Here is a 15,745-nt window from a genome sequence, read left to right as displayed (position 1 = left end):
TTACTGCCAGCGGTCCTGGCGTTTGGTTCGGGTTTTAAAAGCCGCGGAAAATGCCCGCATTCTGGCTTTTAATAACTGTTCGCGACCGCTGTCATTCCGGCAATAAATCAAGTCACCCGGGCCCACATACATACTCCAATAGCGATAAAATATACTGGCCTGCTCTTTGGTCATCGCCAGACGTATTGGCACCGCGTGGTAGTCATCTCGTGTCATTCCAATGAAAGTGCCAGACCGTATTACCAGGTAGCGGGGGTTCTCTATCGGCCGGAGTATTTCATCCAGACAATCTGCGAATAATGATGACTCATAAAAAGTACCACCCTGCAGCGCCAAAAAGCTCATACCGTTTTCCAGTTCAGTCGCATGGACATTTAACCGCCGGAAGGGTGTGCTGATATGGCCGGTTTGACATAAGGCTGTGGTCAGCGCCATGCCAATTTGTTTAAGGCTGCCATCTGTGGGTAAATGCCGCAGCATAATTTTTATGCAGCGCACTGTGCTGGGCAGCAGGTAAATAATGCCCCCAATCAAACACACGGCAAACACTACTAACATCGCCGACAAGCCAGCCCGGGCGATGGAGAGGGAGGCAACTGTGCCTAAACTCAGCAACAAGGTAAATTGAGCCAGTAAATATTTAAAGGTTTTGATCGTATGGTACCAGCGAATGCCAGGGACCTTTTCGCTGCTGACGCCGGGGGTAACCTGTGCCTGATGATCTAATGTCAGCGCCTGCTGCCAACGTTGTTGCAGATTTGTCAGCTGTTGTAACCTGTTACGCATGGTCTGATTACTGGCTCGTACCAGGTCGGGCTGGCGATTACTATTAACCAGTTTGTTCAGTTCCGTGGCGTTAAGTCTGGCAAAACCACTTTCAATGGTGCTTTTGTGCTCAGATAAGCCGACAAAGGTATCAAAGCGACGGCTCAGGCTGTGTAAGTCCTGTAGGCCGAAAAAAGATTTACTGTCTACTGCCAGTAAGTGCCAGATGCTACTGGCTTTATCAGGTGATGTTTTATCCAAACGGATAGCGCGGCCCCGCATCTGATTGGTCAGCATAAAAGAACCTACCGAGCTTGCGAGGATCAGCGAATTGACCACCGGTGCATCCCAGCCTTCACCTAAGAGCGCCCTGGTACCAACTAGCAGCTGAATTTGGCCGCTGATTAACAGGCGGGTATATAAGTTGGTTAGTGCATTAAGCGGGCCGCTGAGCTTGCTATAACCTGGCGCCTCAGCAAAAAGACTGACACTTATTTTATCTTGGTTAAGCTCTGCACTGAGTTGTGTTACTAACGCTGTTGGCAGCAGGCTGAGCCTGCCAGTTAGCAAACCCATAGCGGGCGTGGCAGCTGGTGCCTGGCACAGGGCGCTAAACACCGGCCAGGCACCTAGCGACGCTTCGCCACTGGCAGCACCTGTGACCAGTTGCTCATCACGGATATAGTCAGTCAGGATCACTTGGCGAAGCTGTGTCCCCCGTAGTTGGTATTCAATCTGATGAATATGCACGCAGGCGTTAATTTTCATGGGATTAAGTGCCAGGGCGCGATCCAGCTGCGGGTGACTGGTCAACAGTAACTCGCGTTTGTGCAGCAGTTGGCTGGACGTGAGCTGGCGACTTAACTGGCCAAGATATTGCTGCTGTTGATTATCGGCGTCAAAATCCGCGGTAAACAGCAGGGCATTAAGCAGAATTTGCCAGTTTTTCCGGTCTAATTTAGGAATATCTTGCTGTTGAAAATCTAATATTTGCATTAAGCCTATCGGCAGCTGCTGCTGACGCGCTGCCATAAATGCCAGGATTGCTGCGGCCAGTTCGGGCGCTGCTAAAATATCCCGGGCACTGATCGTGTTGTTCAGCCACTTATGTTGCAGCACTAACTGGTTGAATTCTGCCTGTTTAAACAAGCTATCGCACAGTGCGACTACTTTGTTGTCATGTTCGGTAAAGCGTTGTTGCTCGCTTTGGCTGATGACTTCGGCCCAGATGTAATCCTGATGCGGGCATAAGGTACCGGCTTTAACCAGTTCCGGCACTGAGATTTCTTCGTCAACCGGGCCACAGAGTTGCTCGTAGCGCTGCCAGTTGTGATGCTGTGCATCGTAGGGCGGGGTAGCAGTCAGTGATACCAGAATCAGCTCCGGCATAGCACGACAGACGGTATCTAACGCCCGCCACCATTCTTTGGTTAAGTGATGTGCTTCATCCAAAATAACCACGCCGATTTGTTGCTGTTGCAACACTGAAATAAAACATTGGGTTGCGGTGCTATCAAGCGCATCTGGTTCTACTTCTGTTTGATTATTTACATCGGGATCTGCTTCAAGAGCTGCTGCAGTCTCTGCCGCTAACAGTCCAGTCAGTTGCCAATGCAATGCCTGATAGGTAATTGAAGTTAAGATTCCCGGCAAGCGGATATCGGTGCTGGTCCAGTCAGGCTGTTCATCAACGGGATCAGTCTGAAAATCGGCCAACCGTAACAACCATTGGTCTCGAATAACCCGGGTGGGTGACATCACCAGAGTCTTTTGCTGTAGCAGACGGAAGACTTCCAAACCAAGGCTGGTTTTACCGGCACCGGGTGCGGCAACAATGTGCAGACGCTTATCTGTTAAGTGGTCGTGAACAGCATCCAGCACCCTTTGCTGGTAAGGTCGCCAGGGGTAACGAAACGACAATTCTTTAAACGGCAAAATCTTACATCCTGTAAAAAATCGTGCGGTAGATAGTACATATTCTGGCTATTGAATTGCAATTAAACTCTGATTTACATAAAGCATCGGTGCCCAGGGCACTTGGTTTCATACTCGCAGTGGCAATAGCAAGGTAAAGCGGGTGCCTTCGCCGGGGGTGCTGCTGACTGTTACTGAGCCGCCCAGTTTCTGGGTGATAAGATTAAACACAATATGCAAGCCCAGCCCCGTGCCACCCTGATGGCGGTTAGTCGTAAAGAAAGGATCAAATATCCGCTCAATATGCTCGCTGCTGATGCCGGCGCCGTTGTCAGCAAAGCATATTTCTACCTGATCTTTTTGCTGGCGACAGTCAATTGTGATTTCGCCGCTGTCGCGATCTTTAAAACCATGCACAACCGCATTCTGGGCAAAGTTGGTTATGATCTGGCCAATAGTGCCGGGAAAGCTGTCCATCACAATATTATCCGGACAGTCCATTTGCAGCGTGATTTTTCTGTTGCGCCACATTAAACTCAGACTGTCGAGCAACTCATCCAGATATTTAGCCAGATTAAACTGCCGTTGATTATCTGCCGTAAGGTCAACAGATACCTGTTTAAAGTTGGCCACTAACTGAGCGGCGCGCTGCAGGTTATTATCAAGTAACAGCCCTGCCTGGACTAATTTACTCAGATAGTTATCCAGCTCCTGGCGGCGAATATTGCCGCTGGCCAGTTTCTGCTGCAGCAACTGACTTTCTTCGGTAACAACACTATTGGCCGTTAGTGCCACCCCTAATGGCGTGTTGACCTCATGGGCCACCCCTGCAACAAGTTGGCCTAACGCCGCCATTTTCTCGGTGCGAACCAGCTCTTTCACCGTTGATTCAAGCTGGATAAGGGTCTTTTCGGCTTTATCTTTTGATTCTTTCAGAGCCCGGGTACGATCATTTAAAGCTTCAGTACGTTGTTCAACCAGCCAGGCCATTTCCTCCTGCTGTTTACGCAGATGTTTTAACCGGAAAAGATGTGCGCCAAGCATTAAGCTAAGCAGGAGACTAACCAGCAAAATTCTCGCCAGCCAGGTCTCCCACCACAAAGGTAAGACCTTGATGTTCAGGATGGTTTCGTCACTCCAGCCAGACTCTGCCAGGCCGGCCCGCAGCCGGAATTGAAAGTTACCAGGTGGTAATCGCTCAAAGCTGGCACCACGTCCTGCCGCATTCTGAGTTACCCAGCCGGGGGTTACCGGATCAAGCCGGTATTGAAACTGTACCCGAGCAGTTTCAATAAACTCGCGGGTGGAGTAGTGGACACTAAAGCTACGACTATCGCTGGCGGGTATCGTCAAGTTGCTATCTGGCACCACGGTTTTCTGACCATTTACTTCAATTGCCAGGATAGCCGGCATGGCGATCGGGCCGGCCGAATAGCTCAGTACCTTTTCTGGCTGGAACAGAGTAAAGCCATCCATTCCTCCAAAAACAATGGTGCCATCAGCCATAACAGTGCTGGACGCATTAATATAATCGCGACGCAGCGTACCATGCTGATAACCAAAATTACGAAAGCGGTTTGTTGCAGGATTAAATACTGAAATGCCGTAAGCCGTACTTAGCCAGATATTGCCCGCATGATCGCGCTCCGCGCCTTTCAACTGGCCACTGGTTAAGCCCTCATTTTCTGCATACTGCCTGAAGCGGGCAGCGTCAGGCTTATCGAACGATGCTGGCAACAGTAATTCAAGTAAGCCGGTACCATTGGTTGCCAGCCAGTGGCGATTATCAGTACTTTGCAGATAAGCCATCGGGGCTGACGGCAGCGTTAGGGAAGTGTTGCTATCGCCTGACGCCAGCTTGTGTTCATATAACAGGCTGGCATCTGCTGTACTAAACCATGATAAACCCTGGTATGACCCGACCAGCATGACATTCGGCCCCACCGGCCGGATAAAAGTAATAGCGCGACTGAAGGTGTGCTGAGCGACAATGCGATGGCTCGCCTGATCTATTACCAGCAGACCTATCTGATCAATTGCCAGCCACAAGTGGTTATCTGAGCTCCAAAGCCGCCGAACCGGGCCAGGCGCTAATGAAGTGGGTAGCGATAGTTGCCGGTAATCACCGGTTGCCCGATTAACTGCAACGATACCCTGACCATGGCCAAACCATATTTCATCAGGCCGCTGCAGGGCGCTGAAAAAGGTTAAGCCTTTGCTATTATTGTCTGCCAGTTTGAAAGTTGCCGGAGCTAAATTCAGAGTAAACAGACCATCTGCAGTCCCCGCCCAAATGGTATTTTCATTGCTGGCCAGACTGATGGTAGCCGGGTTTCTGGCACTGTCCATCAGGGCCAGATCGTGACTGAGACTGACAAACAGGTTATTTGCCGGATGAAGGCGGGATGCCCCGCCGTTCCAGGTGCCAACCCAGATACTGCCATCTTTATCCTGCAGCAACGCGGCAACTTTACCATTGCCGAGGCTGGCCGGATTGTTGCGCTGATGGTGAAATGAAACCTGTTGCTGCCAGCGGCCGTCTTGCTGCACCAGACGACTTAAACCATGCTGGGTGCCTACCCAGATATCGCCGTCGCTATCCATGGCAATGCTACGAATTTCTTTGCTGCTTATACCATTGTTGTAGCTGGTAATTTCATGCTGGGTCCAGCTGTCAGCTCCGACTTGCCGCATCAGCAACCCTTCACGTTCTAATCCTACCCAGAGCCTGTCAGCTTTATCATGATACAACGTCATTACAGACGCTTCACGAAACGGAAAGTTTTTGTCAGGACTGAACTGCTGACTGTTCTGATCAAAACGGAGCAGGCCGCGCGGTGTGCCCAGCCATAGGTTACCTGCGGTATCGGCTGATAAAGCGGTAATATAGCGTTCAGTATCGCCAAACCACTTAACCTGGCGGGTGGCATCTTGCCATAGTGCCAGCCCCTGATTAGTGCCAATCCACAGCCGTTGTTGTTCGTCCAGATGCAGATCCAGTACCAGCGGTTCTGAACCATTGCTGGTTTTTGCCAGGCGTATGTTTTCAAAGGTGCCTGACAACGGATCAAAGTGGTTCAGGCCATTAAGGGTGCCGACCCAAAGCATGCCTTTTTTATCAACCAGTAACGAGGTAACGAAGTTATCACTTAGCGACTGACTGAGTTGTTCCTCGGGTCGAAACACTTTTACCGCAAAACCGTCATAGCGATTCAGACCACTTTGGGTGCCTATCCAGATATTGCCGGTATGGTCTTGTGCTAGTGAGGTGACCGTGCTCTGCGACAAGCCTTGTTCGATATCGATGCGGGCAAAGCGCGAGGCAGCCGGAACCTCTACCAATGAGGTTGCATAAAGTGGCAGGGATAACAGAGCCGGCAAGACAGGCAGTAATGAACAACATAGTCTGAAAACCAAGTACATAATAAAACCTTGGATGCTGAGGCAACGAATATCGTTTTTATCTGATGTTAAGCATAGTAGCAATTGGCAAGACGCAACAGCACGGTAGCGGCATTTTATTCTGCACAGCCAGCGGGAAAGGGTGCACCATTATGGGGCGGCATCAGTCGATTTGAGTAGCTGAAACAATCTAATGCATTGTAAAGTATGAAAAAAATAAAAGTGGCACAAGGTTTTCTTGTATTTGTTGCAATCGCAGAAGATTAGTACATAAGGAAACCATCATGAAGCTTGTTTGTGCCATCATCAAGCCGTTTAAACTGGACGATGTTCGCGAAGCTATTGCAGACATTGGGGTAGAAGGTTTAACGGTTACTGAAGTAAAAGGCTTCGGCCGTCAGAAAGGGCATACCGAATTATATCGCGGTGCCGAATATCAAGTCGACTTCCTGCCAAAAGTAAAACTGGAAATTGCAGTGCTGGACGACCAGGTTGATCGCCTGCTGGAAGCCATACAGCAAGCTGCTCATACCGGCCGGATCGGTGACGGTAAGATTTTTGTTTATGAGCTGGAACGTGCGGTTCGGATCCGTACCGGCGAAGCCGACGCTGAAGCGATTTAAGGAGCCCTGTCATGCAAGAACAAATTTATCACTTACAATATGCCATGGACACCTTCTACTTCCTGATTTGCGGAGTGTTGGTAATGTGGATGGCTGCTGGTTTTTCTATGCTGGAAGCCGGCCTGGTTCGTTCTAAAAATACGACCGAAATACTGACTAAAAACGTCGCACTGTATTCCATTGCCTGCATTATGTATCTGGTGTGTGGTTATGCGTTTATGTATGGCGGTGATTTTTTCCTCAGTAGCATTAACGCGGTCGATGTAGATGCCACGCTGAACAGTTTCGCTGAACGTGAAGACGGTTTTACCGGCGGTGCAGTTTACTCCGGTGCTTCAGACTTCTTCTTCCAGGTTGTATTTGTGGCTACTGCGATGTCGATTGTCTCCGGGGCGGTTGCTGAGCGAATGAAACTATGGGCATTCCTGGCGTTTGCAGTAGTTATGACTGGTTTTATCTATCCTGTTCATGGTTCATGGACCTGGGGCGCAGAGGGCATGTTTGGAATTAATCTGGATGACCAATTTGGATTCTCAGACTTTGCTGGCTCAGGCATTGTCCATATGGCCGGAGCGGCAGCGGCATTGGCCGGCGTGTTGTTGCTGGGCGCCCGGAAAGGTAAATATGGTAAAGACGGTAAAATCAACGCTATTCCGGGTGCGAATATGCCGCTGGCAACATTAGGTACTCTGGTGTTGTGGATGGGCTGGTTTGGCTTTAATGGGGGCTCTGTACTGAAGCTCGGTGATATTAGCAATGCGAATGCCGTTGCGGTGGTATTTCTTAATACTAACGCTGCCGCCGCTGCAGGTGCTGTTGCTGCGTTAATTTTGTCAGTCGTATTGTTCCGTAAGGCCGATTTAACCATGGCACTTAATGGTGCTCTGGCTGGCTTAGTCGCCATAACGGCTGAACCTTCAACTCCAACACCATTACAGGCCACTTTATTTGGTGCCATTGGTGGTTTGCTGGTGGTAGCGTCGATTATCGGTTTGGATAAACTGAAAATTGATGATCCGGTTGGTGCCATCTCTGTGCACGGTGTAGTGGGTTTATTCGGTCTGCTATTGGTGCCACTGACAAAAGAAGGAAGCACCTTCGTTGGCCAGCTAATTGGCGCTGCAGCGATTTTCTTCTGGGTGTTTATTACCAGTCTGGTGGTGTGGTATCTGTTGAAGCTGGTGATGGGTATCCGGGTTAGCGAGCAAGCTGAATATGAAGGTGTAGATGCTTCAGAGTGCGGTATTGAAGCCTATCCTGAGTTTGTCTCGTCGGTAAAGTAAGCAGCCCGGGGAGGGCCGGTGGGACTTCCCGGGAGCGGGTTGGCGATGCATTATCTTTAGTAACAGGTAGTGCCTCAGTCAGCTGAACCTAATCCACCAATCTACGTCTATCCTTGTCCTTTGTCTTATAGTCTGACGCCCCGTGGTATTTACCGCGGGGTTTTTTTCATCCTTCGTACTTGAAGCTACAGCTTTGTTGACTTCGCTCGCTCGGCCCAATCGCATAGCTGCACTATGCTAATGAGCACTCACTCACTTGTCACCTTACTTCAGCGTCAATTACTTCGGATATATGATTATTAGTGACTAGTGACTAGTGACTAGTGACTAGTGATTAGTGAGGGGAAATTTTCTTTAGGCCAGAAAAGCGAAAGGCCGCAAACTGCGCGGCCACTTTCGGTTCTGTTTCAGCTAATCCGTACTGTTACTCTTCCTGAGTCATTCTTCCCTGGCTCCATCCCGGAGTGTCCAACGGCTTCATGCCGGTCCTGCTGTCCTTAACTACTACTGCCTTGTAATAGCACACTCATCCTGAGCGGTCCTGGGTCATCCCTTTATTTTGCGCTTGTGAAGCAAGCAAAATGGCCATCCTGGCGCTGCTTCCTGCAATATCATCCTGATATTTTAAGCTCATTCCTGAGCGTGTCCTTTAATCTTCCTTGTGCTATCCTAGCTTTGATTTACTTCCTGTAAATCTTACTGACTTCCCGTCAGTTGTCATCCGTTGACATGGTTATTATGCAACGAAAGACGCTTGCAGGGTGGTCGGTTTCAGAAATAAACCTGCTGTAATAATATTGTAAAATGTCGCCATGTTTAAATAGTTTATTTAAAACAAGCATTTATAGGTTTGCATCGTTGGGTGCACTGCAGAAAATAGCGTTTAAACTTACCTTTTTGTGAGATATATCTCACACGGCGATCAGGTATTCGCCTCAGCAGCTGGCAAGAACACAAAAACACAGCAATAAAATTTGTAACAGTAATCGGGATTCAGGGAAGGGAATGGCAAGAGAACAACTAGGCATATGCGCTGAAGCTAATTTGCATGCCAGCTATTTGCTGTTTAATGCGCTGGAGGGGCAGGAAGCCCTATTGCGCCAAAAGCTGGCGCGGATACCGTTGTTGCTGGCCCGGCTGGCTGAGCATTTCTCTGAGACTCAACTGACCGGCGTGGTTGCGATAGGGGCTAACTACTGGGACAGTCTTTATCCTGGTGCCAGGCCCCGCGGGTTGCAGGCATTTCCTTTTGCTGCAAATGACAACCTGGCCCTGGCAGAAGTCTGGGCTGACTTATTAATAGTGGTGCGCTCTGACAGGCTTGATGTCAATTACATTGCCTGTCAGCAAATCTGTCAGCTGGTAAAACCGCATGTTGATTTACTGGAACAACTACAGGGTTTTCGCTATCTTGACGGTCGTGATTTAACAGGTTTTATCGACTCGCCACAAAATCCCAGAGGCAGCCGTAAGCGTAAGCTGGCGCTGATCGACCCGTCGAACCAGCCGGTATTTGCTGCTGGCAGCTATCTGCATTTGCAACGCTGGCATTATGATTTGCTGCATTGGCAGCAACTGGATATCAGCCAGCAGGAAGAAATAATGGGGATGAGCAAAATAGAGGGGAGTTTGTTGCAACCCCCCCGGTTGCTGGCAAACAGCCATGCCCTGAGCAGCCGGCTTGGCGAGGAAGCCAATCTGCCGCTGCTGCTGATGCAAAATATGCCTTTTGCTGAACAAAACAGCCACGGCCTTATCAGCGTAAGCTATGCCAGTGAGCCTGATAGTTTCAGCCTGCAGTTTGGATATCAGTTAGGCTATCAGACTGCCGGTCAGTTAAAAGAGCAGCAGCCAGCTAATCAGTACGATTTATTTTTTGACTATTGCCATGCCGATTTGTGTGCGGCATTTTTTGCTCCTTCACTCAGCTTTCTGGAAATGGCCTGCCGGCCTGACAATAAATCGTAAAGCCGCTATACCTTTTCAAACAGTTCTGTCACTTTGCCCAGGGTGAAGTTGATGTTTTTTACGCTGATCGGTGCAATAAAAATGGTGTCATCGCCGGCAATTGTACCGAGCACCCCTTCCGCTTTACCGACATAGTCAAGTAAGCGTGCTATCAGCTGAGCTGCTCCCGGGCTGGTGCGGATAATAATCATCACGTCATTATGTTCAATATCCAGTACCAACTGGCGCAGCGGGCTTTTGGTGGTGGGGACCCCTAATTCCGGGGGCAGGGTATAAACCATCTCCTGGCGGGCGTTACGGGTGCGCACCGCGCCATATTTACTGAGCATTCGTGAGACTTTTGACTGACTGACATTGTCAAACCCGTCCTTTTTCAGCGCATCGACAATTTCACTTTGCGAGCCGAAACTTTCTGTTTTCAGTAATGCTTTAAACGCCTGAATTAAGGCTTCCTGCTTTGATTGTTTGGTCATGATGGCTTTTTCTTGTTGTTGAACGCCAGCTAATAGTAACAAATTCGGCCAAGCAGTACAGTTTGTCAGGTAAACAAGCGTAAAATTCGCTAAAATGCGACGGTGTACCTTAGACTTTAGGCTTAAGCTGTTTGTAATTGTCGCGCCAGTTCAGTATTGTTGGCGCGTTTTATCTTACCCTGACATATGGAGAAAATCATGAAAGTTGCCGTATTAGGTGCTGCTGGCGGTATTGGCCAGGCATTGTCACTACTATTGAAATTAGATTTACCTGCGGGTACCGATCTTGCCTTATACGATCTGGCGCCTGTTACTCCGGGTGTAGCAGTTGATTTAAGCCATATCCCAACAGCCGTAACGGTAACCGGTTTTGGCAAAGAAGATTTAAACAAAGCGTTGGCGGGTGCTGACATTGTCATGATCCCTGCTGGTATGCCACGCAAACCAGGCATGGATCGTTCTGACTTGTTTAACATTAACGCCGGTGTCGTTAAAACCCTGGCCGAAGCCATAGTACAGCAGTGTCCCAAAGCGCTGGTTGGTGTTATTACTAACCCGGTCAATACCACTGTTGCTATTGCCGCTGATGTCTTTAAAAAGGCCGGTACTTTTGATGCCCGGCGTTTATTTGGTGTAACCACCTTAGATGTTATTCGTGCAGAAACCTTTGTTGGCGAATTAAAAGGTAAAAACCCGCAACAGGTAACAGTGCCGGTAATTGGCGGCCACAGCGGTACTACGATACTACCTTTGCTGTCTCAGGTTGAAGGTGTCAGCTTCAGCGATGAGGAAGTTTCTTCACTGACTCACCGCATTCAGAACGCGGGTACTGAAGTCGTTGAAGCCAAAGCCGGCGGTGGATCAGCGACCTTATCGATGGGCCAGGCTGCCGCCCGGTTCTGTATCTCATTGATCAAAGGTTTACAGGGCGAATCAGTAACTGAATATGCTTATGTGGAAGGTGATGGCGAGCATGCCCGTTTCTTTGCTCAGCCACTGGTGCTTGGCAAAAACGGTGTTGAAAAGTTATTGCCAATCGGCACGCTGAGCAGCTACGAGCAGCAAGCAATGAACGATATGCTGGGTACCCTGAAAGCGGATATTACCCTTGGCGAAGAGTTCGTTAAGAATAACTAAGCGCTGATTACAGTATATTTCACCTAGCAAAAAAGGCGCCTCAGGCGCCTTTTTTATTATTAACTGGTTGATGAAACGCTAGTGGCTCCGTGATACTGCCATCTCGGCAAGCGCTAATAAGGCTTGCTTGTAATCTGATTCCGGAATGCTATCAAGCGCCCGACGTGCTTTTTCGGCTTCCTGCTCTGCGATATTGCGGGTGTAACCAAAAGCATCGGTCTGCTGCATAGCCTGCAGGATTTCCGGCAGGTTGGCCATGCCATTGCCGTCGGTAATGGCACTGCGAATAAGCGCCTGCTGCACTGTATTACCATGCTTCAGGGCATGAATAAGAGGCAGGGTCGGCTTACCCTCAGCCAGATCATCTCCGATGTTTTTACCGAGCTCAGCCGCATCAGCCTGATAATCCAGTACATCATCTATTAACTGAAAAGCAGTACCCAAATGCATGCCGTACAACTTCATGCTGTTCACCACAGCTTCAGGTTGTTCGGCAATAATAGCGGCTAATTGCGTAGCAGCTTCAAACAACTTGGCCGTCTTGCAGTAAATGACCTGCATATAGTTTTGTTCGCTGGTGTCAGGGTCGTTAACGTTCATCAGCTGCAGTACTTCGCCCTCAGCAATCACGTTGGTGGCATCTGCCAGAATTTGCATAATGCGCATATCATCCAGTTGGACCATCATCTGGAAAGAACGGCTGTATAAAAAATCACCGACCAGTACACTGGCCTGATTGCCAAATACAGCATTAGCAGTTTGTTTGCCGCGGCGTAACGTTGATTCGTCCACGACATCATCATGCAATAAGGTTGAGGTATGAATAAACTCAATAATGGCAGCAACACTCAGGTGCTTACTGCCCTGGTAACCGAGCGCTCTGGCTGCCAATACTGCCAGCAGCGGGCGCAAGCGCTTACCACCGCTATTGACGATGTAAATACCCAGTTGGTTGATCAGCGCAACGTCTGATTTCAACTGAGAAAAGATATGCTGGTTTACTGCGGCCATATCAGCGTCGCTGAGCTGGCGTATGTCGTCAAGCGTCATGAAAAAACAACTGCTGAACCCACGGAATGGCGGCAATTCTACACTATAGTAGCCGCCAGCATAAAGAGAATATCGATCCTTTTCGCCAGCCGATGATCTTTTTTATAATTGTGCTTGCGGCTATCTTTGAAATTGCGTACAATTCGCGCCCTGTGATTTGAATTAAACACGCCCCTGATGCCTCTATCTAAAAAGTGAAGATAGTGCAGAGCGTAGGCGTGGCTTGTACGGAGTTAACTATGTACGCGGTTTTCCAAAGTGGTGGCAAACAACACCGTGTGACGGAAGGTCAAACGCTTCGTCTAGAAAAACTAGACTTAGAAACCGGCGCAACGATTGAATTTACCCCGCTGATGATCGCCAATGGCGAAGAAATCAGCATTGGTGCCCCTTTAGTTGAAGGTGGCAAGGTAGTAGCGGAAGTGGTCAATCATGGCCGTGGCGATAAGTTAAAAATCGTTAAATTCCGTCGTCGTAAACATTCACGTAAACAGATGGGTCACCGTCAGTGGTTTACTGAAGTTAAAATTACCAGCATCAGCGCGTAACAGGAGTATCGACACATGGCAAGTAAGAAAGGTGTAGGTAGCACTCGTAACGGTCGCGATTCAGAATCTAAACGGCTTGGTGTTAAGCGTTTTGGTGGTGAGTCGGTATTAGCTGGTAGCATCATCGTGCGTCAACGTGGTACTAAATTCCACGCTGGCAGCAATGTAGGCATCGGTAAAGACCACACTTTATTCGCTTTAACTGAAGGTAAAGTGAAGTTTGAAGTGAAAGGCGAGCACAACCGCAAATTCGTTAGCATCGTTAGCGAATAAGCAACATATACTGAAAAAACCCCGCCTGGTGCGGGGTTTTTTTATAAATTTTCTCCCGTCACAATGACATGGGTTATACTTAGCGGCTACGGCACGCGCCTATGTTTATACAGTGGATCAGGACACAGCACATGAAGTTTGTAGATGAAGCGATAATCCGGGTTGAAGCCGGCGATGGCGGTAACGGCATTATCAGTTTTTTACGCGAAAAATTTATCTCTAAAGGTGGCCCGAATGGGGGTGACGGAGGAGATGGTGGTGACGTGTACCTGGTTGCTGATGAAAACCTTAATACCCTGGTTGATTTTCAGTTTGAAAAGTATCACAGCGCTGAGCGCGGCCAGAATGGTGGCAGCGTCAATTGTACTGGTAAACGTGGCAGTGATTTAGAGCTGCGGGTACCGGTCGGCACCCGGGCCGTCGATGTCGATACCGATGAAATCATTGGCGACTTAACCACCAATGGTCAGAAGCTGATGGTGGCCAAAGGTGGCTGGCATGGCTTGGGCAATGCCCGCTTTGCCAGCAGTACTAACCGGGCACCGCGCAAGAAAACCAATGGTACCCCGGGCGAGATCCGTAATTTACGGCTTGAGCTGTTGTTACTTGCCGATGTTGGTTTGTTAGGTTTGCCTAATGCCGGCAAGTCTACCCTGATCCGTTCAGTGTCAGCAGCTAAACCGAAAGTTGCCGATTATCCGTTTACCACGCTGGTTCCCAATCTGGGTGTGGTGCGGGTTGAAGCGCACCGTTCTTTTGTAATTGCCGATATTCCCGGGCTGATTGAAGGCGCAGCCGAAGGGGCGGGCTTAGGTATTCAGTTCTTAAAGCATCTGGAACGTTGTCGTTTGTTGCTACACGTCATTGATGTCTTGCCAGCCGACGGCTCTGATCCGGCTGAGAATGCAAAAACCATTATTCAGGAGCTGCATAAATACAGCAGTAAACTGGCGGCTAAGCCACGCTGGCTGGTATTCAATAAGCTGGATTTAGTGCTGGATGACGAATTGGAGCAAACTATTGCCGATGTGACCCAAGCGCTTGCCTGGCAGGGCCCGGTATTCAAAATCTCTGCGGCAGGGCGCACTAACACTGAACGGTTAGCTGCAGAGATCCTGAATTATATTGAAGAATTACCTGCTGAGACGGTAGATACCGAGATCGCTGATCCGGTTCATTTCAAATGGGATGATTATCATGACGATGCGGCCAGCGAACTGGCAGACGATCTGGATGATGATGATGACTTTGATGATGACGATTATGACGTTGAAGTCATCTATCAGCGCTAAGGTGGGACATGAAAGTTGCGATGATAGCCGCCATGGCGAACAACCGGGTAATTGGTAAAGATAACCAGATGCCCTGGCATTTACCCGCAGACTTAAAGCATTTTAAAGCCGTTACCCTGGGCAAGCCGGTACTGATGGGGCGCAAAACCTTTCAGTCTATCGGCCGGCCTTTGCCCGGCAGGCGTAATCTGGTGATTAGCCGGACACTACCAGACGATCCTCAGGGTGTTGAGTGGTTTGCCAATGTAGAGCAGGCTCTGGCGGCAGTAGCTGACGATGCCGAAGTAATGGTGATAGGCGGTGGTGAGATATACCGGCAATGTCTGCCGCTTGCAGATACGTTATATCTGACCGAAATTGAACTGACAACGGACGGAGATGCTTATTTTCCCGATTATCAGGCTGCGGCCAACTGGCGGCTGGTTACTGAACAACAACATACAGCCGACGCGGTAAATCCCTACCCATATCGTTTTATTACATTACAACGTAATTAGAAGCTGTGAGGCATTTGCACAGGTTGTAACATGTTGCTAAGATGCTGGTTAACGATCCAGCTGAGGAGTAGTAAATGAGATTGGTTCCCACCTTATTATGCACAGCCGTGTTAACGGCAGCTGTTGTTGTATCGCCGATAGCGGTTGCTGACCAGCAGTTGGCGGCCTCTATGTGCGATTATGTTGCGGCTAATGACAGAAACCGTTTACGCAAGGTACTCAGTGATTACCGGCTGCGTTTACGTAATATCTATGATGGTGTTGTCTGTAATGGCGAACCTTTGATCCGCCATGCTTTTAAAAGTAATGCTCCGGATGTTGGTGAGTTTATCGTCAGGCAACTACCTGGCTCTCAGGTAGCTGATTCAGGTGATATTGCCTGGGCTGAGAGTAATGGTTTTGCAGATTCGCCGTTACTGGCCGCCTTGAAAGATCGGGCTGGCGCCGGCGATTAACTTTATTTACCAATAAAAAAATCCGCTGCTACAGCGGATTTTTTTTATTCGGTATATCTCAACCG

Annotated in this window: 13 protein-coding genes; 9 read left to right on the top strand and 4 right to left on the bottom strand. The window is 49.1% G+C overall.

Features of this window, described 5'->3' with window-relative positions:
- On the bottom strand, positions 1–2,700 hold the full coding sequence (locus tag R3187_RS04820; RefSeq protein WP_318965569.1) for a DEAD/DEAH box helicase family protein: 2,700 nt from the start codon (positions 2,698–2,700) through the stop codon (positions 1–3).
- A gap of 108 nt (positions 2,701–2,808) precedes the next feature.
- A complete protein-coding gene (locus R3187_RS04815) occupies positions 2,809–6,021 on the bottom strand; it encodes a two-component regulator propeller domain-containing protein (protein WP_318965568.1) in 3,213 nt (1,070 codons plus the stop codon).
- A 344-nt stretch (positions 6,022–6,365) separates the two neighbouring features.
- Between R3187_RS04815 and glnK the strand changes: the two genes are divergently transcribed.
- The 3 genes from glnK to R3187_RS04800 all read left to right on the top strand — a co-directional run bounded on the left by glnK (position 6,366) and on the right by R3187_RS04800 (position 9,955).
- Positions 6,366–6,704, top strand: a complete 339-nt coding sequence (gene glnK, locus R3187_RS04810) for a P-II family nitrogen regulator (protein ID WP_019675062.1) — start codon at positions 6,366–6,368, stop codon at positions 6,702–6,704.
- An 11-nt stretch (positions 6,705–6,715) separates the two neighbouring features.
- On the top strand, positions 6,716–7,987 hold the full coding sequence (locus R3187_RS04805) for an ammonium transporter (RefSeq protein WP_318965567.1): 1,272 nt from the start codon (positions 6,716–6,718) through the stop codon (positions 7,985–7,987).
- A gap of 1,005 nt (positions 7,988–8,992) precedes the next feature.
- Positions 8,993–9,955 carry a Dyp-type peroxidase gene (locus R3187_RS04800; protein ID WP_318965566.1) on the top strand — a complete coding sequence of 321 codons (963 nt, stop codon included), beginning with the start codon at positions 8,993–8,995 and terminating at the stop codon, positions 9,953–9,955.
- Positions 9,956–9,960: 5 nt separating this feature from the next.
- Here R3187_RS04800 and argR read toward each other — a convergent pair whose 3' ends face one another.
- Entirely contained in the window at positions 9,961–10,428 is a 468-nt protein-coding gene (gene argR / locus R3187_RS04795) for a transcriptional regulator ArgR (protein ID WP_318965565.1), read from the bottom strand.
- 198 nt (positions 10,429–10,626) lie between these two features.
- Between argR and mdh the strand changes: the two genes are divergently transcribed.
- On the top strand, positions 10,627–11,565 hold the full coding sequence (mdh, locus tag R3187_RS04790; protein ID WP_318965564.1) for a malate dehydrogenase: 939 nt from the start codon (positions 10,627–10,629) through the stop codon (positions 11,563–11,565).
- 78 nt (positions 11,566–11,643) lie between these two features.
- Here the strand turns inward: mdh and ispB are convergent, their stop codons facing one another.
- On the bottom strand, positions 11,644–12,615 hold the full coding sequence (gene ispB / locus R3187_RS04785) for an octaprenyl diphosphate synthase (RefSeq protein WP_318965563.1): 972 nt from the start codon (positions 12,613–12,615) through the stop codon (positions 11,644–11,646).
- 239 nt (positions 12,616–12,854) lie between these two features.
- Between ispB and rplU the strand changes: the two genes are divergently transcribed.
- The 5 genes from rplU to R3187_RS04760 all read left to right on the top strand — a co-directional run bounded on the left by rplU (position 12,855) and on the right by R3187_RS04760 (position 15,680).
- Positions 12,855–13,163, top strand: a complete 309-nt coding sequence (gene rplU, locus R3187_RS04780; RefSeq protein WP_019675068.1) for a 50S ribosomal protein L21 — start codon at positions 12,855–12,857, stop codon at positions 13,161–13,163.
- Between the two features lie 15 nt (positions 13,164–13,178).
- Positions 13,179–13,436 carry a 50S ribosomal protein L27 gene (gene rpmA, locus R3187_RS04775; RefSeq protein ID WP_019675069.1) on the top strand — a complete coding sequence of 86 codons (258 nt, stop codon included), beginning with the start codon at positions 13,179–13,181 and terminating at the stop codon, positions 13,434–13,436.
- Positions 13,437–13,567: 131 nt separating this feature from the next.
- Entirely contained in the window at positions 13,568–14,728 is a 1,161-nt protein-coding gene (gene cgtA, locus R3187_RS04770) for an Obg family GTPase CgtA (protein WP_318965562.1), read from the top strand.
- An 8-nt stretch (positions 14,729–14,736) separates the two neighbouring features.
- Complete coding sequence (folA, locus tag R3187_RS04765) at positions 14,737–15,225, top strand: type 3 dihydrofolate reductase (RefSeq protein WP_318965561.1); 489 nt, start codon at positions 14,737–14,739, stop codon at positions 15,223–15,225.
- Positions 15,226–15,299: 74 nt separating this feature from the next.
- Entirely contained in the window at positions 15,300–15,680 is a 381-nt protein-coding gene (locus R3187_RS04760) for a DUF3718 domain-containing protein (protein ID WP_318965560.1), read from the top strand.
- Positions 15,681–15,745 lie beyond the last annotated feature (65 nt).

This window comes from Arsukibacterium sp. (genome assembly GCF_033721375.1).
GTDB lineage: Bacteria > Pseudomonadota > Gammaproteobacteria > Enterobacterales > Alteromonadaceae > Alishewanella.
The sequence above is the reverse complement of the archived record's forward strand: the minus strand, read 5'-3'. Positions and strand labels throughout refer to the sequence as shown.